This window comes from Pseudomonas sp. S09G 359 (assembly GCF_002843605.1).
Classification (GTDB): Bacteria; Pseudomonadota; Gammaproteobacteria; order Pseudomonadales; family Pseudomonadaceae; genus Aquipseudomonas.
Genome location: NZ_CP025263.1, coordinates 5,103,155 through 5,125,929, shown reverse-complemented (window position 1 = coordinate 5,125,929; position 22,775 = coordinate 5,103,155). Strand labels below are relative to the sequence as shown.

The following is a 22,775-nucleotide window of genomic DNA, read 5'->3' as shown; positions in this document are numbered from 1 at the left end:
AGCCAGCCCGCTCCCACAGGTGATCTTTATTCCAAGGCAGACACTCAAGATCTGCTTCCAGCAACCGTGATTCTGAGGACTAACCCAACCTTTTAGGAGTAACTGCCATGAGCGCCAACGTCGACCAGAACAACCGCCCCGAATACGACCAGGTTTTGCAGGACATCGCCGACTACGTCCTTAATTACCGCATCGATTCCCAGGCCGCATTGGACACCGCGCGCAACTGCCTGATGGACACCCTCGGTTGCGGTTTGCTGGCCCTGCGTTTCCCCGAGTGCACCAAGCACCTGGGGCCGCTGGTGGAGGGCACGGTGGTGCCGTTCGGTGCGCGCGTGCCGGGCACCTCCTTCCGGTTGGACCCGGTCAAGGCCGCCTGGGACATCGGCTGTATCGTGCGCTGGCTCGACTACAACGACACCTGGCTCGCCGCTGAATGGGGCCACCCCTCGGATAACCTCGGCGGCATCCTCGCCGTGGCCGATCACCTTTCGCAAAAACGCGTGGCCAATGGCGATGCGCCGCTGACCGTGCGCGCAGTGCTGGAAGCGATGATCATGGCCCATGAAATCCAGGGCGTAATCGCCCTGGAAAACTCCTTCAACCGTGTCGGCCTCGACCATGTGCTGCTGGTGAAAGTCGCCTCCACGGCGGTCACGGCCAAGCTGATGGGCGCCAACCGCGAACAGTTGCTGGCGGCGCTGTCTCACGCGTTTGTCGATGGCCAGGCCTTGCGCACCTATCGACATGCGCCGAACGCGGGCTCGCGCAAATCCTGGGCGGCGGGGGATGCGTCGAGCCGTGGCGTACGCCTGGCGGACATCGCCCTGCGTGGCGAGATGGGCATCCCCGGTGTGCTGAGTGCGCCGCAATGGGGCTTTTATGACGTGCTGTTCAGCCACACCAACAAGGACCTGGCCCTCAAGCCCGCAGACAAACGCGCGTTCAGCCTGTCACAGCCCTACGGCACCTATGTGATGGAAAACGTGCTGTTCAAGATCAGCTTTCCCGCCGAGTTTCACGCGCAAACCGCCTGCGAGGCGGCGGTGACCTTGCACCCGCTGGTGAAGCACCGCCTGGATGAGATCGAGCGCATCGTGATCACTACCCATGAGTCGGCGATCCGCATCATCTCCAAGGTCGGCCAACTGGCCAACGCTGCCGACCGCGATCATTGCCTGCAATACATGACTGCCGTACCCCTGGCTTTCGGCAACCTGGTGGCCGAGCACTACGAGGATGAATTCCACGCCGCCCACCCGATCATCGATCAGCTGCGCGACAAAATGGTGATTGTCGAAGACCCTCGCTACAGCCGCGAATACCTGGAAGCCGACAAGCGCTCCATCGCCAACGCGGTGCAGGTGTTCTTCAAGGACGGCACCCGCACCGAGCCGGTGGCGGTGGAATACCCGATTGGCCATCGTCGGCGCCGGGTGGACGGCATCCCGTTGCTGGAAGACAAGTTCAAGGCCAACCTGGCCACGCGGTTTACCGCCCAGCACAGCGCCGAGATATTTGCGTTGTGCAAGGATCAGGAGCGGCTTGAGGCCACACCCGTTAACCGTTTTGTGGACATGTTTGTAGTCTGACAAACACCCTCAGCTACTCGGATTTCTTGCAGCCTTGGAACTGATTTCCCACGCATGCCAATCAGGTGTCAGATGACTTGTAGTGGCAGGTCGTCTGACAAACCTTACATGCGATCCGAACGAGAAACGGGAAAGGTATTTTATGACGAGTGTCAACAATCAACCGTATGCGCCCCGATACGGCTACGAAAATCCACCAACGCCGCAGCCTGTTCGTTCAGGCGGCAACACCGATGCAAACGCCAACCCCAATACCTCGGCAAATTCAGCACCACCCCGCCCTCCAGTAGGGCCCGAACAGCGTGGTCAGTTTTCAAGACACAGCAACATCGTCAACCAGCACTCTCAGGGCGCTGACTCAAAGAGCGAGATAGTAGAACTGACTCAGAAAAATCAAAAACTCATCGCCAAATACAGCGCGTTGTCCGAGAAGTTTTCGATGAGGATCAACGAGCTCAATACGAAAATAGACGGCTTTATTGCGCGGCTCAGCACTCCAGGCAACAAGACTGAAGAGGCGCCCATGGCGCCGGATGCCAAGCCACAGGGCCGCCGCGCTGAAGGTCAGTCTGTATCGCCGCCAACGCCTCCTACACAGGGCTCTCACACCCAGGCTACCCAGGCTACCCAGGCTACCCAGGGGGCTCAGGACACTCCGGGAACCGAGCAAAACCAGCCTCAGGGGCTTGATAAATTGGCTACTGAACTCACCAAGATTCAAAGTGCGTTCAATCAATTAATCGAACAATTCAATGCTGAGATGAAAAAGCTGACGGAGAAATTGGATAAATTGGCTCAACTACTCGGCGAAGGTACTTCTCAACACTCGACACCCGCCGCGCAGTCGGACACAAAGACTGCTTCTTCAGACCGCAGCGCTTCCGAAACAACGGCCCCCACACAAAGTGAAAATTCGCCCCACGTCAATGATTCAACCGCGCCGGCTCCCGGCAGCGTTGAGTACCTCAAGCACAAAAACCATGAACTTGAGGCTCAAATCGAGCAAATGGAGCAGAACTTTGAGCAGACCACTTCAAAGCTTGAACAGCAGCTCGATACCTTGACCAAGCAAGCCCGCAAGCAAAAACAATAAAGCTCGACACCGGATTGGCTAGTGTTGGGTAACCCCCACACTAGCCCGCGTGAGTATCAATCGCTTACGCGAAGCGCAAAATCACCCGACGGTTATGCTTGCTCTTTTTCTCGATTTTCTCGCAAAACACCCGGCCGATCTCCTCGGTGTTCAGCACATGGGTGCCGCCGCACGGCTGGATATCGATCCCGCCAATTTCAATCACGCGTACCGAGCCTTGGATCACCGGCGGCGCAACCGCCTGGGTGCGGGTGATCTGCAGCAGGGTGGTGTATTCCGACGCGGGCATCGACAAGGTTTTTACCTCGTGGGCCTGTGCGATCAGCGCGTTGAGATCACGGGTGAGCGTGTCCTTGTCCAGGGTCATTTCCGGCAGGTCGAAATCCAGCCGGCCTTTATCGGCGCTGATGCTGCAACCGGTTACCGGTGCGTCGATGATCGAACACAGCAAGTGCAGGCAGGTGTGCATTTTCATGTGCTGGTAGCGGCGTGCCCAGTCAATGCCGGCCTCCAGTTGCACCCCCGCGGTTAACTGTTCAGGGCAGTGTTCCACCTGGTGCCAGATGATCGAACGCGACAGCGCGTCGCGCACCGTGCCAGTCACGTCTACCCGAGTACCGTCGGCCAGGGTGAAGTGGCCGGTGTCGCCCGGCTGGCCGCCGCCGGTGGGATAGAACAGCGTGTGCTCCAGGGCGATGCCGTGTTCGCTGACGGCAATCACCCGGGCGCTGAATGCATTTTGGTAGGGCGCGCTGTCGAACAGCGCCAGGGTTTCCATGGTATGCACAGACATGTTCAACCTCCGACGTTCATGGGGCTGGCTTGCAGCAGCGAACGCACCATTGCGCTCAAGCCAGGTGGGGAGAGCAGGGTGATTTCAAATTCCGGGCCGCAGACCTTGAGGTTCAGCGGCAAGCGCGGCAGATAGTTGCCCGGTTCGACGCGGTGCAGGCGAAATTGCAGGTGGTGACGTTCCTTTACCGTCGGCTCCAGCATCAAACCCGGCAGGGGGTGGAAGTCAGCGTCCAGCACGGTGACCTTGTGGCTGGCGTTGACCTCGCCGACCACATGCAAGCGCTCATCCAAGGCAAACGCGCCGAGGTAGTTGCTGTGGTCCGACTCATGATTTTTTTGCAGTTGGATCTGGTTCACCACCTTCACCTTGGTGCCGGCGGGCACATCCTGGGTGATCACGCAGGACGGGCTGATAAACACGTTGTCGCCAATCAGCACATAGCCCAGCACGCGGGCGCCGGAACCGACTTCGACATTGTTGCCCAGCCGCGGGTGGCGCTTGCCGTCGGGGTTGTTGGCGATGCCGCGGGCGCCGAGCGTCACGCCGCAGAGGATGTAGCAGTCGTTGCCGATCTCGCAGGTTTCGCCGATTACCGTGCCGTAGCCGTGGTCCAGCACAAAGCGCCGGCCGATGCGCGCCGCCGGGTGGATCTCGGCGCCGGAGAGCACCTTGCCCTGGTTGCTCAGCTTCAGGGCGATACGCGAAAACACACCGTTGACCCGATCCGGGAAATTCCACACCAGATGCGCCAGGCGGTAGAACAAGACGGCCTTAAACGAAGCGTAGGACTCCAGGATCAGCTCGCCGCGCCCGCGTGAGGCCGGGTCGCGATAGGTATAGGCGATCAAATCCTCGGCCACCGCCTGTGCGGCGTTCTGGATCAGCGGCGCCAGGTGCGGTTCCAGCTGTTTCATCTGCGCGGGCGTGAGGGTTTTGATGAGGTGGGTGAGCAACTCATCGTGCAGCTGTTGCATGTCGATAAAGCCCCCCATGGAGGCACCCCCGCATTCTGGATGGTTGGGAAACCGCCTATTCGAAACTGGGCAGGTAGCTGTCGGCATTGTCGTAAACCATGGTCAACACCACCGTTTCAGGCGGCAATTCGGGGGCGAGCTGGGCGATGGCCACCATGTTGGCGGCGGAGGACAGGCCCAGGCTGATGGCGTCGGTGCGCATGATGCGTTTCATCATGTCGATGCACGCCTGGCGCGAGACCTTGAGCATGCCGTCGATCACGTCCAGGTTGAGGATGCTCGGGATCAGGCCGATCGACAGGCCCTGGATATGGTGGGGCGCGTGCTGGTTTTTCAGCAGGTCGCATTCTTCCGGCTCCACGCCCATCACACGGATGGCCGGCCAGTTGGCCTTCAGGGTTTCGCCGATGCCGGTGATATGCCCGCCGGTGCCGATGCCGCTGACGAAGTAGTCCACGCGCAGATCCCCAAAGGCGCGGATGATTTCCGGCGCGGTAGTGTCGCGATGGGTTTGCGGGTTGGCGCCGTTGCGTTGCTGGTTGAGCATTACGTAGCTGGGGTTTTCCAGCTGCAGTTCCATGCACTTTTCACCGTGGGAATTGTTACCGAGGCGGCTGTCCGACAGCACCACCTTGGCGCCGTACAGGCGCAGCAGCTTCTGTTTCTCCGGGCTGTAGTTATCGGGGATTACCAGCACCACTTTGTAGCCCAGCACGTTGCCCGCCATCACCAGGCCGATGCCGGTATTGCCGCCGCTGGGTTCGATGATGGTTTGCCCGGAATCTCGGATCAACACGCCGCGGCGTTCGGCGTCGAGGATCATGCCCAAGGCGATGCGCGCCTTGTGGCTGCCGCCGGGGTTGAGGGATTCAAGCTTGGCGTAGACCTCGATGCCGAGGTCTTCGGAAAACTGTGCCAGGCGCACGATCGGCGTGTGGCCGATCACCTCGAGAATGGAGTTATGCAACATCATTCAGCCCTCGGCTCAATACAAAGGCATGTCGGGTTCGACGTCGCGAACCCAGTGTTTCATGCCGCCCTGCAGGACTTTGGTGTTGGCGAAGCCTGCTGCCAGCAAGGTGCTGGCGGCTTGCTCGGCGCGGGTGCCGGCATAGCAGATCAGGTAGTGGGTGTTATCCCGGCTGAGGCTGTCGAGCTGACCGTCGAGTTCGGCCAGGGGGATATGCACCACGCCTGGCAATTTGCACACTTCCAGTTCGCTGGCATCACGTACGTCCAGCAGCACGTCAGCGCTGCGCGGGTGGTCGAGCAATTGCTTGAGCACCCGCGGCTTGATGTAGCGCTCTTCGGCCAGCATCGGCCGGTTCGGCACGGCATCCGCGCAGGCGGCCGGGGCCAGGGTTTCGCTGTGGCGCAGCTCGGAGCAGCACGGGCAGTCGGCGCGGCGCTTGAAGCGGATTTCGCTGAACTTCATCGCCAGCGCATCGAAGCGCATCAAGCGCCCGGACAGGGGTTCACCGATGCCGATCAGCAATTTGATCGCCTCGGTGGCCTGGATCATCCCGACCACGCCGGGCAGCACGCCGATCACCCCGCCCGCGCTGCAATTGGGCGCCAGTTCCGCCGGTGGCGCGCTGGGGAACAGGCAGCGATAGCACGGCCCACCTTTATAGTTGAGCACGCTGATCTGCCCGTCGAAACGGTAGATGGCGCCGTACACCAGCGGTTTACCCAGCTGCACGCAGGCGTCGTTGACCTGGTAGCGGGTGTCGAAATTGTCGGTGCCGTCGATCACCAGGTCGTAGGCGCCCACCAGCTCCAAGGCGTTATCGGCATTCAAGGCGGTGTTGTGGGCGTTGATCTGGATATGCGCATTGAGGTCGTGCAGGCGCTGCTTGGCGGAGTCAACCTTGGGCATGCCGAGGGTGCTGTTGCCGTGGACGATCTGGCGTTGCAGGTTGCTGCTCTCTACCACATCGAAATCCACCAGGCCCAGGGTGCCGACACCAGCCGCCGCCAGGTACAGGCTGATCGGCGAGCCCAGGCCGCCGGTACCGATGATCAGCACCTTGGCTTTCTTGAGGTTCAACTGGCCCTCGCGACCGACGCCGGGCAGGGTGATGTGGCGTACGTAGCGTTGTATTTCTTCATTGCTCAGCGCATCGACATCCATGCCGCCGGAGGTGGCGAGCAGCACTTCGATCCGGGCTTTTTCCGGTAGCCGGTCGTCGGCGCTGATCAGCTCTTCCTCGGCGGTGAACAGGAAGTGTTCCTTGAGCTGGTTGTTGTTTTCATGAAACAGGTGCGGGCGTAACTGCGGATGGCTGCTGCAGAGGTTTTCAATGACTTCGCGCAATGTCGATCCAGTGCCCTCGAGGGTCGATTCCGGCAGCTTGGCCACGCGAACCAGAATGTCAGGGAAAGAGACAGCGTTCATGGACAACTCCGTGTGCAGGTCGTTGAAGGGTTGAAGGGCGAAATACTGGCCATCCCAGGCAAACAGCTTTGAGCCCAGGGCCTGGCCCTGGCGAACGTCTACCACCAGATAGCTGACGGGGTAGATCGGCTCGCCCATGAACAGCGCCTTGTCCTGGTCTTCTTCGCTGAAGTACGCGCCGACATCGGGGTGGGAGTGGTAGATCACCACCACCGGATTGTCGCTGCGCAACGCCTTGTTCATCAGCAGCGTGTCGGCCACCGAGAACGTGTAGCCGTTGGCGGCGGTGCGCGGGTACATCTCGGGGTTCTTGCGGTGCAACTCGTTCTGGATATTGCTGCCCAGGTACACACTGCCGTCGGCGAAGACAAAACCACAGCATTCCTCGGGGTAGCTGCGGCTGGCGTGGGCGTAGATCTGTTCCAGGGCGGTGGGGCGGAGGACGTCCATGTTTCTCTCGCATTGGTGTGAAGGGGTCAATTTTTCTTGGCCAGGAGTTTTTCAATCGGCAACTTGGTGATCGCAAAACCGGCCAGCAGGATGGCCGAATACAGCATCAGGTCGCGGGAAATCGCCACGCCTTCGTACCAGGCGCCGATGATCACCGCGAACACCGGGAAGATGATGAAGACAAATGAAAGGATGATCGGGCTCAAACGCTTGAGCAGCATGAAATACACGATAAACCCGCCCACCGAAGCCACCAGCCCCAGGTAAAACAGAGCGCTCCAGGACCGCAGGGTGATGTTTTCGAAGGTGGGTGTTTCAAACCACAGGCCGGCCACGAACAGCATCAACCCGGCAATGCCGATGGGCAGGGTGTTGTAGGTGATCACGCTGATAGCGCTGCCTTTTTGCTTGGTGATCACGTAGCACAAGGCGTGCATGATCGCGGCCGTCAGAATCGCCAGCACGCCGAAGAACTCAGCGTGATCCAGGTGCAGGCCCTGGCTGCGGATGATCATGTAGAGGCTGCCGAAACCGATACCGATGCCGACCACTTGGGAGAAGTAGATGCGCTCGCGCAGAAACAGCGCGGAAAAAATCAGGATAAACACCGGCATGCAGCTGAATAGCAGGGCGGTGAGGCCGGACGACACATGCATCTCGCCATAGTTGAGCAGGTAATACGGAACGCTGAAGTAAGACAGGGTCACGAACACGAAGAACCAGCGGCTCTCCCGTGGAAACACGATCGGCTCGCGGCGCACCAGGGCAAAACACAGGAACAGCGGGAAGGCGATCAGAAAGCGCAGGCCGGCGGACGTCAGTGGCGGCACGCTCTCCACGGCAATCTTGATACCCAGCCACGTGGTGCCCCAACTCAGGCACACGATCAGGAACATCACACTGGTGACCAGCCCGGCCAACCACTGTTTTTGGCTTTTTGTTTTGGCGGTGTTTTCGAGAACGGCGGACATTGGCATCGTTTATTACTTCCATGAGCCGAAATTGAACTCTATATTGAGCTTGTAATGAGTTGTAAAATTCGGCGATTGAACCCGTAAAAGCACACTATTAGGGCGAAAGATGGCTGTCAAAACAAATATTGACATGGTGTCAATTATGCGTGAGGGGTTGTCCAGCGGGCAGGGCGTTAAGTACAAGCGCCTGTCCGATGTCATGGAACGGGGCATCCTCGAAGGCTTGATTGAACCCGGAAGAAAACTGCCGCCCCATCGGGTGCTTTCCGACAATCTGGGCGTGACCATCGGCACCATCAGCCGGGCCTACGGCGAGCTGGAACGCCTGGGGTTGGTGGTGGCTCGGGTAGGTGACGGCACTTTCGTGCGCAAACGTGGGATGGAGCGCCAGCGCGACGAAGGTTTTCGCAATTTCAGCGAGGAGCCGCGCCAGTACTTCGACATGAGCCGCAACATGCATATCCCGGGGCAGGAAACCACTTTCCTGGCCCAGAGCTTCCAAACCCTGTCGACCAACGCCAAGTTCCTCCAGGACATCAGCGCCTACACCCCGGATGCCGGCTTGCCGCGCTACCGCGATGCGGGTGCGCAATGGCTGGTACAGCGGGACTTTCATCCGATCCCCGAGCAAGTCATTTGCGTGAATGGCGGCCAGCATGGCCTGCTTTGCGCGATGATGGCGTTGCTGCGCGCCGGCGATACGGTGGTCACCGAGCAACTGACTTACCCCGGGTTGATAACCGCCGCGCGCATGCTCGGTATACGCCTGATCGGCCTGGAGATGGACGAGGAAGGCGTACTGCCGGGTGCGCTGGATGAGGTTTGTCGCAATCACCGGGTGTCGGCGCTGTATTGCACGCCGACTATCCAGAACCCGACCACGGCGGTGTTATCGGTGGCGCGCCGTGAGGCCCTGGTGAAAGTGTGTCGGGAACATAATCTGCTGATTCTTGAGGACGAAGCCCACGGCGTATTGGTCGAAGACCGCCCGCCGCCCCTCAGCCATTTCGCCCCTGAGCGTACGATTTTGATCAGCAGCTTGAGCAAGGCGGTGTCCGCCGGGCTGCGTGTGGGCTACGTGCATGCGCCATCGGCATTGGTCAGCCGGATCTCGGCGGCGTTGCGCTCCACCTGTTGGATGGCCACACCGGTGACCTTGGAGTTGGCCACCCAGTGGATCGAAAACGGCACGGCGGAGTATCTGTTGCGCCAGCAGATCAACGAGATCAGCCGCCGCAAGGCCCTGGTGCAGGGCCTGCTGGCCGGCCTGGAATACCGCACCCACCTGAACAGCCCGCACTTTTGGATCGAAGTGCCGGAGCCGTGGCGCGCGTCGGAAATTGAGGCGGAACTCAAGCAGAGCAATTACCTGATCGCCACCGCCGAGGCTTTTGCCGTGGGGCAAACGGCGGTGCCGCAGTTTATCCGCGCGAGTATCTGCAATACGTCGGGGGATGATCAGCTGTTGCGGGCGGGGTTTGATGCGTTGGCGACGGCGCTGGGGCAGGGTGGGGGCAGGTTTCACCTTTAGATATGAATGTATACCGCTCTAAATGTGGGAGCGGGCTTGCTCGCGAATGCGGTGAATCAGCCAATGAATCTGTTGACTGACACACTGCCTTCGCGAGCAAGCTCGCTCCCACATTTTTGAGTTTCGGCGCTGTCGGGCAATCAGGGTTACTTGAAGCGACGCTCCACGCCTTTCTCCACCAGAATCTTCGCCGAGATCTCTTCCACCGAAAAATGCGTGGAATTGATGTGCGCAATATTCTCGCGCCGGAACAGATTTTCCACTTCGCGCACTTCGAACTCGCACTGGGCGTAGCTGGAATAGCGGCTGTTGGGCTTGCGTTCGTTGCGGATGGCGGTGAGGCGGTCCGGGTCGATGGTCAGGCCGAACAGCTTGTGGGAATGCGCACGCAGGGCGGCGGGCAGCGTCAGGTGCTCCATGTCGTCTTCGGTCAGCGGGTAGTTGGCCGCGCGGATGCCGAATTGCATGGCCATGTACAGGCAGGTGGGCGTTTTGCCGCAGCGCGACACGCCCACCAGAATCAGGTCGGCCTTGTCGTAGTAGTGCGTGCGGGCGCCGTCGTCGTTGTCGAGGGCGAAATTCACCGCCTCGATACGCTCCATGTAGTTGGAGTTATGCCCAATGGAATGGGACTTTCCTACCGAGTAGGAGGAGTGTTCACTCAACTCCTGCTCCAGCGGCGCGAGGAAGGTCGAGAAAATGTCGATCATGAAACCATTCGACGTCGCGAGAATCTCACGAATGTCTTGATTGACGATGGTGTCGAAAATGATCGGCCGAAAACCGTCTTTTTCAGCCGCCAGATTGATTTGTTGTACCATGGCCCGCGCTTTATCCACGCTGTCGATATAGGGCCGCGTGAATTTGGCGAAGGTAATGTTTTCGAACTGCGCGAGCAGGCTTTGGCCCAATGTTTCGGCTGTAATGCCGGTGCCGTCGGAGATAAAGAAAGCAGATCGTTTCATTTGAGCCCTGGGCCTTAAGCTGATGGCGAATCTTGGATATGATAGGCGCGATTTTGCCGTCCCGCAGTGGGCCGCATTCTCACTTATTTTCCAGGTCCAGGCCACAAGCGCGGGCGTTAGCTCCTATTGAGCTGCCGGCGTCCTGAGCTTTTCCAACACAGTTAGTGGAGAGATCACCTTGGTAGAGTACGTAGTTTCCCTCGATAAGCTCGGCGTCCATGATGTAGAGCACGTGGGGGGCAAGAACGCATCCCTCGGCGAGATGATCAGTAATCTTGCAGGCGCAGGTGTGTCGGTGCCCGGTGGTTTTGCCACCACGGCCCAGGCTTACCGCGATTTCCTCGAACTGAGCGGCCTCAACGCTCAGATCCACGCCGCGCTGGACGCCCTGGACGTCGATGACGTCAACGCACTGGCCAAGACCGGCAGCCAGATCCGCCAGTGGATCATGGAAGCCGAGTTCCCCGAGAAGCTCAACGAAGAAATCCGCACCGCTTTCGCCGCTCTGTCGGCCGGTAACCCGGACATGGCCGTTGCCGTGCGCTCCTCGGCCACCGCCGAAGACTTGCCGGACGCCTCCTTTGCCGGCCAGCAGGAAACCTTCCTGAACATTCGCGGCGTGGAAAACGTGATCCGCGCGGCCAAGGAAGTATTCGCCTCGCTCTTTAACGACCGCGCCATTTCCTACCGCGTGCATCAGGGTTTCGACCACAAGCTGGTGGCTTTGTCTGCCGGTGTGCAGCGCATGGTGCGCTCGGAAACCGGCACCGCCGGCGTCATGTTTACCCTGGACACCGAATCGGGCTTCCGTGACGTGGTGTTTATCACCGGCGCCTACGGCCTGGGCGAAACCGTCGTACAAGGCGCGGTGAACCCGGACGAATTCTACGTACACAAACACACCCTTGAAGCCGGCCGCCCGGCCATCCTGCGCCGCAACCTGGGCAGCAAGGCCATCAAGATGATCTACGGCGACGAGGCCAAGGCCGGTCGCTCGGTGAAAACCGTTGATGTAGACAAGGCCGAGCGTGCGCGTTTCTGCCTGACCGACGCTGAAGTCAGCGAATTGGCCAAACAAGCGATGATCATCGAAAAGCACTACAAGTGCCCGATGGACATCGAGTGGGCCAAGGACGGTGACGACGGCAAGCTGTACATCGTGCAAGCGCGCCCTGAGACCGTGAAGAGCCGCACCTCGGCGAATGTCATGGAACGCTACCTGCTGAAAGAAACCGGCACCGTGCTGGTGGAAGGCCGCGCCATCGGCCAGCGTATCGGCGCCGGCAAGGTGCGGATCATCAAGGACGTGTCCGAAATGGACAAGGTCCAGCCCGGTGACGTACTGGTTTCCGACATGACCGACCCGGACTGGGAACCGGTGATGAAGCGCGCCAGCGCGATTGTCACCAACCGCGGCGGGCGTACCTGCCACGCGGCGATCATCGCCCGTGAGCTGGGGATTCCTGCAGTCGTCGGTTGCGGCAACGCGACCCAACTGTTGAAAGACGGCCAGGGTGTGACCGTATCCTGCGCCGAAGGCGACACCGGTTTCATCTTCGAAGGCGAGCTGGGCTTCGATATCAAGCAAAACTCCATCGACGCGATGCCGGACCTGCCGTTCAAGATCATGATGAACGTCGGTAACCCGGACCGCGCTTTCGATTTCGCGCAGTTGCCGAACGCCGGTGTGGGCCTGGCTCGCCTGGAGTTCATCATCAACCGCATGATTGGCGTGCACCCCAAGGCCCTGTTGAACTACGACGGCCTGCCGCTGGAGATCAAGGAAAGCGTCGACAAGCGCATCGCCGGCTACAACGACCCGGTGGGCTTCTACGTCGAGAAGCTGGTGGAAGGCATCAGCACCCTGGCGGCGGCGTTCTACCCGAAAAAGGTTATCGTGCGCCTCTCGGACTTCAAGTCCAATGAATACGCCAACCTGATCGGCGGCAAGCTCTACGAGCCGGAAGAAGAAAACCCGATGCTGGGTTTCCGTGGCGCCTCGCGTTACATCAGCGAAGCGTTCCGCGACTGCTTCGAGCTCGAATGCCGCGCGCTGAAACGTGTGCGTAACGAGATGGGCCTGACCAACGTCGAAATCATGGTGCCGTTCGTGCGCACCCTGGGTGAGGCGAGCCAAGTGGTGGACCTGCTGGCCGAAAACGGCCTGTCCCGTGGCGAAAACGGCCTGCGCGTGATCATGATGTGCGAACTGCCATCCAACGCCATCCTGGCCGAAGAGTTCCTGGAATTCTTCGATGGCTTCTCCATCGGCTCCAACGACCTGACCCAGCTGACCCTGGGCCTGGACCGTGACTCGGGGATCATCGCGCACCTGTTTGATGAACGTAACCCTGCGGTCAAGAAGCTGCTGGCCAACGCCATCCAGGCCTGTAACAAGGCCGGCAAGTACATCGGCATCTGCGGCCAAGGCCCTTCCGACCACCCGGACCTGGCCAAATGGCTGATGGAACAGGGTATCGAAAGCGTCTCGCTGAACCCCGATTCCGTGCTGGAAACCTGGTTCTTCCTGGCGGAAGGCCAGGCGTCCGTCTAAGGTCGATACGTCAAAAGTGCCGGTCACCCGTTGCGGGTGACCGGCATTCTTATCTGTGCAGGGCGGGAATCCTTCCGGACGCCGCCCTTTTTTGTGCAAGAGCATTATGCAAAGCAGCAGCAATCTGTTTCCCGTCGCCCTGATCAGCGCTGAACGTCGTGGCGACCTGAGTGAAGACGTATACCGCCTCAAGCCCGGTAACAGCCCCGACGGTACCGTCGAGTTGGCGGTGACCCGTTTGGGCCTGGCCGATGTCCCGGAAAACCGGGGCATCCCGATAATTTTGTTACATGGCAGTTTTTCCAACCGGCGCTTCTGGTACTCGCCCAAGGGTATCGGCCTGGGCGCTTACCTGGCGCGCCAGGGGTTCGACGTGTGGGTCCCGGAAATGCGCGGCCATGGCCTGTCCAAGCGCAATCATGACTACGCGAAGAATCGGGTCGCCGACTACGCGCGCTACGATTTGCCGGCCATTGGCGCCTTTGTGCGTGAGCAGAGTGGGCAGGTTCCCCACTGGCTTGGCCATTCCCTGGGCGGTATTGCCCTGGCGGCGGCACTCGGCGGCCAGCATCTTGGCGCGCCGGCGGTGGCCTCGGTGGCACTGTTTGGTAGCCAGGTCAGCCGCACCCACTGGCCGTTGAAAATTCCCCCGGTGGAGTGGACCGGGCGTTTGCTTTTGAAGCGTTTTGGTGAGGTGTCCGGCTCGCGGCTCAAACGCGGCCCGGAGGACGAACCGGCGGGCGTGATGATCGAAGCCATGCGCTGGAACGGCCTGTTCGGCCGCTTCGGCGAGGGCAAAAACGACTGGTGGAAGGGCCTGGCGGAGGTCGATGTGCCGCTGCTGGCCGTCAGCGCCGCAGGGGACCAGCAAGACCCTGACTGGGCCTGCCGCAAGCTGTTCGAGCAAGTTGGCTCTGAGCACCGTCAATACCTGTGCCTGGGCCGCCAGCAAGGGTTTACCGGGGATTTCGGGCATGTGGAAATGCTCGTCAGCAAAGCCGCCCAGGTCGAAGTGTGGCCATTGGTTGCGCAGTGGCTGAAAGATCCGCTGACACCTTTGTTCGGCGCATCGCCCGCGGTGCTGGCCACGGTTTGACGGCACGCTCTACCAAGGGCGTTTCGCTCACGGGTGGTTGCGGCTAAGATATGACGCGTTAAACGCTTCTGGTCATATTCAGTCGCTTCGTCGCTCTTGCGTTGCGGCGACGCGAATGGGATGTTGCGCACCTGCATCGTTGGCGCTTCTTTCGAAAGACACTTCTTTGACGGAAAGGAATTTTTCAATGAACCATTACGTGACCCCCGACCTCTGCGACGCCTACCCGGACCTGGTGCAGGTGCTTGAGCCGATGTTCAGCAACTTCGGCGGCCGAGACTCCTTTGGCGGCGAGATTGTCACTATCAAATGCTTCGAGGATAACTCCCTGGTCAAGGAACAGGCCGACCAGCCGGGCGCCGGCAAGGTGTTGGTGGTTGACGGTGGTGGTTCCCTGCGTCGCGCCTTGCTGGGCGACATGATCGCCGAGAAAGCCGCGAAAAACGGCTGGGAAGGGCTGGTGATCTACGGCTGCATCCGCGATGTCGATGTGATCGCCCAGACCGATCTGGGCGTGCAGGCCCTGGCCAGCCACCCGATGAAGACCGACAAGCGCGGCATCGGCGACCTGAACGTGGTGGTGACGTTTGCTGGCGTTACATTCCGCCCGGGTGAATACGTGTATGCCGATAATAACGGCGTGATCGTATCGCCCAGCCCGCTGAAAATGCCTGAATAAACCGCAAGAACCGACAGGGGTGAGGATGTTCGAGGAAGAAAACGCGCAATGGGGGCTGGTACATGCCCTGGTGCTGGACGGTAAAGGCGGTGCGCGTTCGATTGCCCGGACTGAGCTCGACGATTTGCAACTGCAGCCTCAGGAAAGCCTGTGGCTGCACTGGGATCGCAGCCATCCGCAAACCCAGACCTGGCTGCGCAAATCCAGTGGCCTGAGCGAATTCGCCTGTGACCTGCTGCTGGAGGAAAACACCCGCCCGCGCTTGCTGCCGCTGCCGGACGCGGAACTGCTGCTGTTCCTGCGTGGGGTCAACCTCAACCCGGGGGCCGAGCCGGAAGACATGGTTTCGGTGCGTATTTTCGCCGCCGCCAGCCGTGTGATTTCCCTGCGTTTGCGCCCACTGCGCGCCACCGATGAGCTGCTGGTGCAGTTGGCAGACGGCAAAGGGCCGAAAACCGCATCGGAACTCATCCTTTATATGGCGCAGTACCTGACCAATAAAGTGCAGGATCTGGTCACGGACTTGTCGGAAGTCGTCGACGCAGAGGAAGAAAAACTGGATACCGACGAACGGTATACCCCGGAGCATGGCAGCGTTTTGCAGATCCGTCGCCGAGCGGCTGGGCTGAAGCGATTCCTTGCCCCGCAGCGGGATATTTTTGCCCAGCTCACCCGGATAAAATTGCCGTGGTTTTGTGATGACGATGCCGATTATTGGAACGAATTGAACAACAGCCTGACCCGCTACCTGGAAGAGCTCGAATTGACCCGGGAGCGCGTAGGGCTTGTGCTTGAGGCCGAAGATCGGCGCTTGAGCGTACGTATGAACCGCACCATGTACCGCTTCGGGATCATCACCGGGATCTTTCTGCCGATGAGTTTCCTGACCGGTTTGCTGGGCATCAATGTGGGCGGCATACCGTTCTCTGCCAGCCCCTACGGATTCGTGATTGCGTGCCTGTTAATGGTGTCGGTTGCACTCGGACAATGGTGGCTATTTCGACGATTGCGCTGGGTTTGAGCTGAATATGACCTGAACGTAAGCAGGGGGCATGTGACCCCTGGAATTTAACCCTCGTCTTTTAAAACACTTGCGAGAGGTCTTTATGCACGATCCGTTCGAACAGTCTTTGCGTGACATGCTCAATGCTTCGCCGTCCAACCGTGACGACGACGCCTGCTTGGGCCGCGTGTTGAAAACCGCCAACCGTCAGGTAGGGGCGGGTGACTTGTTCGGTCTGCTCGGCCGCTGGCTGCCGGCGTTGATGATGGCCCTGAACAATGGTTCGGCCCACGTATCGCCTGTTTCCCGTCGTAAACCTCTTGCTCGCACTGCTGATAAGGCTGATTGAATATGGAACTTGATCTCTGGACCCAGAGCCTGGTCACCGCGATGACCGCATTGTGGACCAAGGTGGCGAATTTCATTCCCAACCTGTTTGGTGCTCTGGTACTGGTGCTGCTGGGCTTTGTCGTGGCCAAGTTGCTCGATACCCTGCTGTCGAAATTGCTCGCCAAACTCGGCCTTGATCGCCTGATGGCTGGCACCGGCCTGACCAAACTGCTGGGGCGTGCGGGGCTGCAAGTGCCGATCTCGACACTGATCGGCAAGATCGTTTATTGGTTTGTTCTGCTGATTTTTCTGGTTTCTGCGGCTCAATCCCTTGGACTTGAGCGAGTTTCAGCTACGCTCGACATGCTGGCGTTGTATTTGCCGAAGGTTTTCGGTGGTGCGCTGGTACTGCTGGTAGGCGTTTTGCTGGCGCAACTGGCCAATGGCCTGGTGCGCGGCGCCGCAGAAGGCGTGGGGTTGGACTATGCTGCCGGCCTGGGGCGAATCGCCCAGGGGCTGGTGATCATCATCAGTATTTCGGTCGCGATCAGCCAGTTGGAGGTCAAAACTGACCTGCTCAACCATGTGATTGTGATTGTTTTGATTACCGTTGGTCTGGCCGTTGCGCTGGCCATGGGCTTGGGAAGCCGGGAAATTGCCGGGCAGATTCTTGCGGGAATCTATGTGCGTGAGTTGTATCAGGTAGGGCAACAGGTGCGTGTGGGCGAGGTCGAAGGGCAAATCGAAGAGATCGGCACGGTCAAGACGACGGTGCTGACCGATGACGGCGACCTGGTGTCGTTGTCCAATCGGATCCTCCTCGAGCAGCAGGTCAGTAGCCGCTAATCCGGTAAACCCTGCTAATGTACGCCGCCGCAAACCCGGCTTACCGGGTTGTAGTGGATATTGACCTGACTGTCGGCACGACTTGTTTTGAATAAAGCCCAAACGCTGTCCACGCGCTATGACCCCCGTGAGCTCTCTGATGAGGAGTTGGTCGCGCGCGCGCACACGGAGCTGTTTCACGTAACTCGCGCGTACGAAGAATTGATGCGCAGATATCAACGCACTCTGTTCAACGTTTGTTCAAGGTATTTAGGGAACGATAGAGATGCGGATGATGTCTGTCAGGAAGTGATGCTCAAGGTGCTGTACGGTTTGAAGAACTTTGAGGGCAAATCGAAGTTCAAAACCTGGCTATACAGCATCACGTACAATGAGTGCATCACGCAGTATCGGAAGGAACGGCGAAAGCGTCGCTTGATGGACGCTTTGAGTCTTGACCCCCTTGAGGAGGCGTCTGAAGAAAAGGCGCCGGCACCCGAGGAGAAGGGCGGGCTCGATCGCTGGCTGGTGTATGTGAACCCGATTGACCGCGAAATTCTGGTGCTACGATTTGTCGCAGAGCTGGAATTTCAGGAAATCGCTGACATCATGCACATGGGTTTGAGTGCTACAAAAATGCGTTACAAACGTGCTCTAGATAAATTACGTGAGAAATTTGCGGGCGAGACTGAAACTTAGTGCGTGGCAAATATCTCTTACGTGTAGGCAGGTTCTGTTAGACTTGCCACCGAGTTGTCCCCCGGTTTGTGGGACTGCTTTACAATCACCAGATGGGGATTTAACGGATGAAACTGAAAAACACCTTGGGCTTGGCCATTGGTTCTCTTATTGCCGCTACTTCTTTCGGCGTTCTGGCACAAGGCCAAGGCGCAGTTGAAGGCGAGCTGTTCTACAAGAAGCAGTACAACGATAGCGTCAAGCACATCGAAGACGGCTTCAACCCAGGCGCTCGCATTGGTTACTTCCTGACCGACGACCTGTCGTTGAACCTGTCCTACGACAAGACCAACCACACCCGTTCGAACGACGGTACTGGCAACCAGAAGATCAAAGGTGACACTGGCAGCCTGACTGCTCAGTACCACTTCGGTCAGGCTGGCGTTGACAGCCTGCGTCCATACGTTGAAGGCGGTTTCGGCCACCAGAGCCGTACCAACGTTCAGGCTGACGGCCACAGCGGTCGCGATCAGTCGACCCTGGCTATCGCTGGCGCTGGCGTGAAGTACTACTTCACCAACAACCTGTACGCTCGTGCTGGTGTTGAAGCTGACTACGCAATCGACAACGGCAAGTGGGACTACTCCGCACTGGTCGGCCTGGGCGTGAACTTCGGCGGCAACGCTGGCGCAGCTGCTCCAGCTCCTACCCCAGCACCAGCTCCAGAGCCAACTCCAGAGCCAGAAGCTCCAGTTGCTCAGGTTGTTCGTGTTGAGCTGGACGTTAAGTTCGACTTCGACAAGTCCGTTGTTAAGCCTAACAGCTACGGCGACGTGAAAAACCTGGCCGACTTCATGGCTCAGTACCCAGCTACCAACGTAGAAGTTGCTGGTCACACTGACTCCGTAGGTCCAGACGCTTACAACCAGAAGCTGTCCCAGCGTCGTGCTGACGCTGTTAAGCAAGTCCTGGTTAAAGACGGCGTGGCTCCTAGCCGTGTAACTGCAGTAGGTTACGGCGAATCCCGCCCAGTTGCTGACAACGCAACTGAAGCTGGTCGTGCTGTTAACCGTCGCGTAGAAGCGTCGGTTGAAGCTACTGCTCAGTAATTACTGAGTGGTATAAAAAAGCCCGGCTTAGGCCGGGCTTTTTTTTGCCTGCGATTTGTCTCAAGCGCTGGCAGCCGACGCGATGGAGGCGGCTTGTCCGCTGGCGGCAACGCTGCCGATCACCAGGATCGCCGGGCTTTTCAGTGCGAATGCCTGGGCATCCGCATACATCCGTGCAAGCTCACTGCGGCATTCGCGCTGCTGGGGCAGCGAGGCATTTTCGATCATCGCCACAGGCATATCCGCCGCCATCCCACCATCGAGCAACTGCTGGCGAATCTCCTCCAGCTTCGCCACGCCCATATACACCACCAGTGTTGTCCCGCCCTCCGCCAATGCGCGCCAGTTAAGGCGGCTGTCGTCCTGGGTATGTGCCGTAACCAGGGTGACCCCACGGCTGACACCGCGTAGGGTCAGCGGGATATCGCAATTCGTCGCACCGGCGAGCCCCGCCGTTATCCCGTTGACCAGCTCTACCTCGACCCCGCGTTCGCGCAGCCACATGGCCTCTTCGCCTGCGCGTCCGAAAATGCACGGGTCGCCACCCTTGAGCCGCACCACGCACTTGCCCTGGCGTGCATAACGCAGCATCAGGCGGTGGATAAAATCCTGTGGGGTTGATCGGCAGCCGCCGCGTTTACCGACGGTAATTACCCGTGCATCCAGGCAATGCTCCAATACCGCCGGGTTGACCAAGTCATCAATCAGCACCACATCGGCCTCGTTCATGGCCCGCACAGCCTTGAGGGTCAACAGCTCCGGGTCGCCGGGGCCTGCGCCCACCAGCCAGACTTTTGCATTCATGGGGTGTCCCTCGTGTAGAAATAGGTCAGCGGTGGAAGAATGAATAAAACAGCACCAGATTGATCAGCATCGAAATCAGCGCGACGGTGCGCCAGACCTTCAACGGCTCGCGCTCCAGCAATGGCCTGGGGCGGATGCTCAGTTCTCGCCGGTCAGCCTGTTCCAGCACCAGCAACCATTCCTCGGCAGTCTCAAAGCGTTGTGCAGGCTGGGCCGCCACGGCCCGCTCCAGGCTGAGCGGCAACCAGTCCGGCAGGTCGGGGCGGTAGCGGCTGGCACTGATGGGCTGGTTGAATCTAGGCCGTTGGAAGGCTTCGATTTCACCGTAGGGGTAATGCCCGGTCAGCAGGTAATACAGGGTCACGCCCACGCTGTATAAATCCTGCTGGGCTGTAGGGCGCTCACCACTGAATGCCTCGGGGGCAATGAAGCTTGGTGTGCCGGGCAGCACGTGCGCGCGGTCCTCCGAGAGGCCTGGGCAGTAAGCCAGGCCGAAATCCAGCACACGCAGTTCAGCGTCGTCTCCCAGCAGCAGGTTTTCCGGCTTGATGTCGCGGTGCAGGATCTGCCGTCGGTGCAGCATGCCCACCGCCCGCAGCAAGCGTTCGGCCACCGACTGCCATTGCGCCAGGGGCAATGGGCCTTGTTGCTGGAATAATTCGGCCAGGGTTTTCCCCGGGTATTCGCGCATCACGTAGTACAAATGCTGACGCCCGCTGGCGGCATGCACTTCAGGAAATGCCCGCCCGGCCACGCGCCGCAAAAACCATTCCTCGGACAACAGCGCCTGGCCTGCGTCGCTGTCATCATCGCGGCTCAGCGGCAGGGTTTTCAGCAGCCAGGGTTGCTGTTGGGCATCGCGTACCCGGTACAGCAATGACTGTCGACTGTGCGCCAGCACGCTTTCTACCTGCCAGCCTTCAAAGTGTTGCCCGGCTTTCAAGGGCGGCGGCAGCGGCCATTGCTGCAACTGCACCAGCGCATCACCGAGGGTGGCTGCGCCAAGTGTGTCGACGCGCACCAGCAGGGCGCTGGCATTGTCCTGGCTGCCCGCCAAGTGCGCGGCAGTCACCAGGGTGTTGACCGCCAGATCCAGGTCAACCTGCTCTCGCAGGATGGCGCTGATGCTGTGATCGCCCAGGGTCGCCCACACGCCATCACTGAGCAGCAGGAAACACTCGCCCTCGCGCAACTGGCCATCCAGAAAATCCAGCACCAGGTGTTGATCCAGCCCGAGTGCGCGCTTGAGCACATGCTGCATGCCCGGCTGTTCCCAAACGTGATCCTCGCTGATGCGCTGCAACTCACCGTCCAGCCAGCGGTAGGCCCGGCAATCGCCGACATGGGCGAGGGTGAAGCGCTGGCCGCGAAACACCAAGGCACTCAGGGTGGTCAGCAACGGCTGGCCACCGCCGTTGGCCTGCAGCCAGCGATTCTGCGCCAACAGCAAGCGTTCCAGGGCCTGGGCCACGCCCCAGGTTTGCGGCGTGGCGTAGTAGTCCAGTGCCAGCGCCTGCAAGGTCGAGCGTGCAGCCAGGCCGCCATCGGCGCATTGGCTCACGCCGTCGGCCATGGCGCACAGGTAGCCTTTGCTCGCCGCCAGTTCTGCCACGGGGGTGACCACCCGCAGGGCATCCTGGTTTTCCGCCCGTGGGCCGATGGCGCTGGCGTGGGCGACGCTTAGTTGCAGGCTCATCAGACGCGTGCGGCGGTCACAGCGGCCGAACCCCAAGTGGTTCTCCAGCGACGCTTGACGCCGTGCAGGCCGAACCAGGCCAATACGCCGAGGCTGGCGAACAACCACAAGGCCAACTGATAGCTGCCGGTGCTTTGCTTGATGGCGCCCATACCCGCCGCCAGGGCGAAGCCGCCGATACCGCCGGCCATGCCGATCAGGCCGGTCATCACGCCGATCTCGCGGCGGAAACGCTGGGGTACCAGCTGGAACACCGCGCCATTACCTGCGCCGAGACCGAGCATGGTGCAGACGAACAGTGCCAGTGCCGCGTAGGAGCTTGGCAGGTTGAAACCGACCGCCGCGATGCAGATCGCCGCCACGCTGTACATGCCCAGCAGTGTGCGGATCCCGCCGAAGCGGTCGGCCAGGGCGCCACCCAGCGGGCGCATCAGGCTGCCACCGAACACGCAGGCGGCGGTGTAGTAGCCAGCAGTCACCGGGCTCAGGCCGTACTGGTCGTTGAAGTAGCCTGGCAGGGCGCTGGCCAGGCCGATAAAACCGCCGAAAGTCACGCTGTAGAAAAACATGAACCACCAACTGTCACGGTCGCCCAAGGCCTTGAAGTAGTCGGCCATGGATTTGGCTTTCGGCCGCTCAGGAGCGTTACGCGCCAACCAGGCGAAAACGATCAGGGTCAGCACCAAGGGAATCAGGGCAAAACCGAACACATTGCTCCAGCCGAACGCGGCGGCCAGCACGGGCGCCAGCAACGCCGCGAACACCGTGCCCGAGTTGCCGGCACCGGCAATGCCCATGGCCTTGCCCTGGTGTTCGGCCGGGTACCACTGGGATGCCAGGGGCAGGGCCACCGCGAAGGACGCGCCGGCCATGCCGAGGAACATACCCAGCAGCAGGGCTTGCTCATAGCTGTGAATGCCCAGTTTCCAGGCACCGAACAAGGCCACGATCACAATCACCTGGCCAATCAGACCGGCGGTCTTGGGCGACAGTTTGTCGGCCAGCATGCCCATCAGGAAGCGCAGCACCGCGCCCGCCAGGATCGGCGTCGCCACCACCAGGCCGCGCTGCTGGGTGGTCAGGTGCAGGTCAGCGGCAATCTGTACCGCCAGTGGGCCCAGCAGGTACCAGACCATGAAGCTCAGGTCGAAATACAGGAACGCGGCAAACAGGGTCGGGGTGTGCCCGGATTTCCAGAAGCTTGATTTCATCACGCACCTCAACGGTT

At 60.0% G+C, this 22,775-nt stretch carries 20 protein-coding genes; 11 read left to right on the top strand and 9 right to left on the bottom strand.

Annotated features, from left to right (window positions below; all coding sequences use genetic code 11):
- Nucleotides 1-107: 107 nt before the first annotated feature.
- Both prpD and CXQ82_RS23345 read left to right on the top strand, forming a co-directional pair.
- Nucleotides 108-1,592 (top strand): 2-methylcitrate dehydratase, encoded by a 1,485-nt coding sequence (gene prpD / locus CXQ82_RS23350; RefSeq protein WP_101272494.1) that lies wholly within the window; start codon nt 108-110, stop codon nt 1,590-1,592.
- Nucleotides 1,593-1,734: 142 nt separating this feature from the next.
- Nucleotides 1,735-2,685 carry a hypothetical protein gene (locus CXQ82_RS23345; RefSeq protein WP_157832192.1) on the top strand — a complete coding sequence of 317 codons (951 nt, stop codon included), beginning with the start codon at nt 1,735-1,737 and terminating at the stop codon, nt 2,683-2,685.
- 64 nt (nt 2,686-2,749) lie between these two features.
- Here the strand turns inward: CXQ82_RS23345 and CXQ82_RS23340 are convergent, their stop codons facing one another.
- From CXQ82_RS23340 to CXQ82_RS23320, 5 genes are read right to left on the bottom strand one after another with little or no spacing between them, the layout of a single operon-like run.
- Nucleotides 2,750-3,478, bottom strand: a complete 729-nt coding sequence (locus CXQ82_RS23340) for an alanyl-tRNA editing protein (protein WP_101272492.1) — start codon at nt 3,476-3,478, stop codon at nt 2,750-2,752.
- A 2-nt stretch (nt 3,479-3,480) separates the two neighbouring features.
- Nucleotides 3,481-4,473: a serine O-acetyltransferase gene (locus tag CXQ82_RS23335; protein WP_101272491.1), complete on the bottom strand. Its 993-nt coding sequence runs from the start codon at nt 4,471-4,473 to the stop codon at nt 3,481-3,483.
- Between the two features lie 37 nt (nt 4,474-4,510).
- Entirely contained in the window at nt 4,511-5,425 is a 915-nt protein-coding gene (locus CXQ82_RS23330) for a PLP-dependent cysteine synthase family protein (protein ID WP_101273857.1), read from the bottom strand.
- Nucleotides 5,426-5,440: 15 nt separating this feature from the next.
- On the bottom strand, nt 5,441-7,303 hold the full coding sequence (moeB, locus tag CXQ82_RS23325; RefSeq protein WP_101272490.1) for a molybdopterin-synthase adenylyltransferase MoeB: 1,863 nt from the start codon (nt 7,301-7,303) through the stop codon (nt 5,441-5,443).
- Nucleotides 7,304-7,329: 26 nt separating this feature from the next.
- Entirely contained in the window at nt 7,330-8,223 is an 894-nt protein-coding gene (locus tag CXQ82_RS23320; protein WP_164444857.1) for a DMT family transporter, read from the bottom strand.
- Between the two features lie 160 nt (nt 8,224-8,383).
- Here CXQ82_RS23320 and CXQ82_RS23315 point away from each other — a divergent pair, with 160 nt between their 5' ends.
- Nucleotides 8,384-9,808, top strand: coding sequence for a PLP-dependent aminotransferase family protein (locus CXQ82_RS23315; RefSeq protein WP_101272488.1), 1,425 nt, complete (start codon nt 8,384-8,386; stop codon nt 9,806-9,808).
- A 146-nt stretch (nt 9,809-9,954) separates the two neighbouring features.
- On the opposite strand, the gene CXQ82_RS23305 is transcribed toward CXQ82_RS23315, so the two are convergent.
- Nucleotides 9,955-10,773 (bottom strand): pyruvate, water dikinase regulatory protein, encoded by an 819-nt coding sequence (locus tag CXQ82_RS23305; protein ID WP_003193298.1) that lies wholly within the window; start codon nt 10,771-10,773, stop codon nt 9,955-9,957.
- A 178-nt stretch (nt 10,774-10,951) separates the two neighbouring features.
- Between CXQ82_RS23305 and ppsA the strand changes: the two genes are divergently transcribed.
- From ppsA to CXQ82_RS23265, 8 genes are all read left to right on the top strand, one after another.
- On the top strand, nt 10,952-13,327 hold the full coding sequence (gene ppsA, locus CXQ82_RS23300) for a phosphoenolpyruvate synthase (protein ID WP_101272486.1): 2,376 nt from the start codon (nt 10,952-10,954) through the stop codon (nt 13,325-13,327).
- 106 nt (nt 13,328-13,433) lie between these two features.
- The gene (locus tag CXQ82_RS23295; protein ID WP_101272485.1) at nt 13,434-14,423 is read left to right on the top strand and encodes an alpha/beta fold hydrolase; all 990 of its coding nucleotides are present in this window, start codon (nt 13,434-13,436) and stop codon (nt 14,421-14,423) included.
- A 187-nt stretch (nt 14,424-14,610) separates the two neighbouring features.
- Nucleotides 14,611-15,102, top strand: coding sequence for a ribonuclease E activity regulator RraA (gene rraA, locus CXQ82_RS23290; RefSeq protein ID WP_049711998.1), 492 nt, complete (start codon nt 14,611-14,613; stop codon nt 15,100-15,102).
- A gap of 25 nt (nt 15,103-15,127) precedes the next feature.
- Nucleotides 15,128-16,123 (top strand): zinc transporter ZntB, encoded by a 996-nt coding sequence (locus tag CXQ82_RS23285; protein WP_101272484.1) that lies wholly within the window; start codon nt 15,128-15,130, stop codon nt 16,121-16,123.
- A gap of 85 nt (nt 16,124-16,208) precedes the next feature.
- Complete coding sequence (locus CXQ82_RS23280) at nt 16,209-16,454, top strand: hypothetical protein (RefSeq protein WP_005790375.1); 246 nt, start codon at nt 16,209-16,211, stop codon at nt 16,452-16,454.
- 2 nt (nt 16,455-16,456) lie between these two features.
- Nucleotides 16,457-17,281 carry a mechanosensitive ion channel domain-containing protein gene (locus CXQ82_RS23275; RefSeq protein ID WP_003175519.1) on the top strand — a complete coding sequence of 275 codons (825 nt, stop codon included), beginning with the start codon at nt 16,457-16,459 and terminating at the stop codon, nt 17,279-17,281.
- Between the two features lie 87 nt (nt 17,282-17,368).
- Entirely contained in the window at nt 17,369-17,959 is a 591-nt protein-coding gene (gene sigX / locus CXQ82_RS23270) for an RNA polymerase sigma factor SigX (protein ID WP_003175518.1), read from the top strand.
- 107 nt (nt 17,960-18,066) lie between these two features.
- A complete protein-coding gene (locus tag CXQ82_RS23265; RefSeq protein WP_101272483.1) occupies nt 18,067-19,047 on the top strand; it encodes an OmpA family protein in 981 nt (326 codons plus the stop codon).
- Nucleotides 19,048-19,107: 60 nt separating this feature from the next.
- Here the strand turns inward: CXQ82_RS23265 and cobA are convergent, their stop codons facing one another.
- The 3 genes from cobA to CXQ82_RS23250 are packed head-to-tail and all read right to left on the bottom strand — an operon-like array spanning nt 19,108 to nt 22,758.
- On the bottom strand, nt 19,108-19,851 hold the full coding sequence (gene cobA, locus CXQ82_RS23260; RefSeq protein WP_101272482.1) for a uroporphyrinogen-III C-methyltransferase: 744 nt from the start codon (nt 19,849-19,851) through the stop codon (nt 19,108-19,110).
- A gap of 25 nt (nt 19,852-19,876) precedes the next feature.
- Nucleotides 19,877-21,547, bottom strand: a complete 1,671-nt coding sequence (locus CXQ82_RS23255) for a bifunctional protein-serine/threonine kinase/phosphatase (RefSeq protein ID WP_101273856.1) — start codon at nt 21,545-21,547, stop codon at nt 19,877-19,879.
- Complete coding sequence (locus CXQ82_RS23250) at nt 21,547-22,758, bottom strand: NarK/NasA family nitrate transporter (protein WP_101272481.1); 1,212 nt, start codon at nt 22,756-22,758, stop codon at nt 21,547-21,549. The genes CXQ82_RS23255 and CXQ82_RS23250 overlap by 1 nt, the downstream gene beginning before the upstream one ends.
- Between the last annotated feature and the right edge of the window lie 17 nt (nt 22,759-22,775).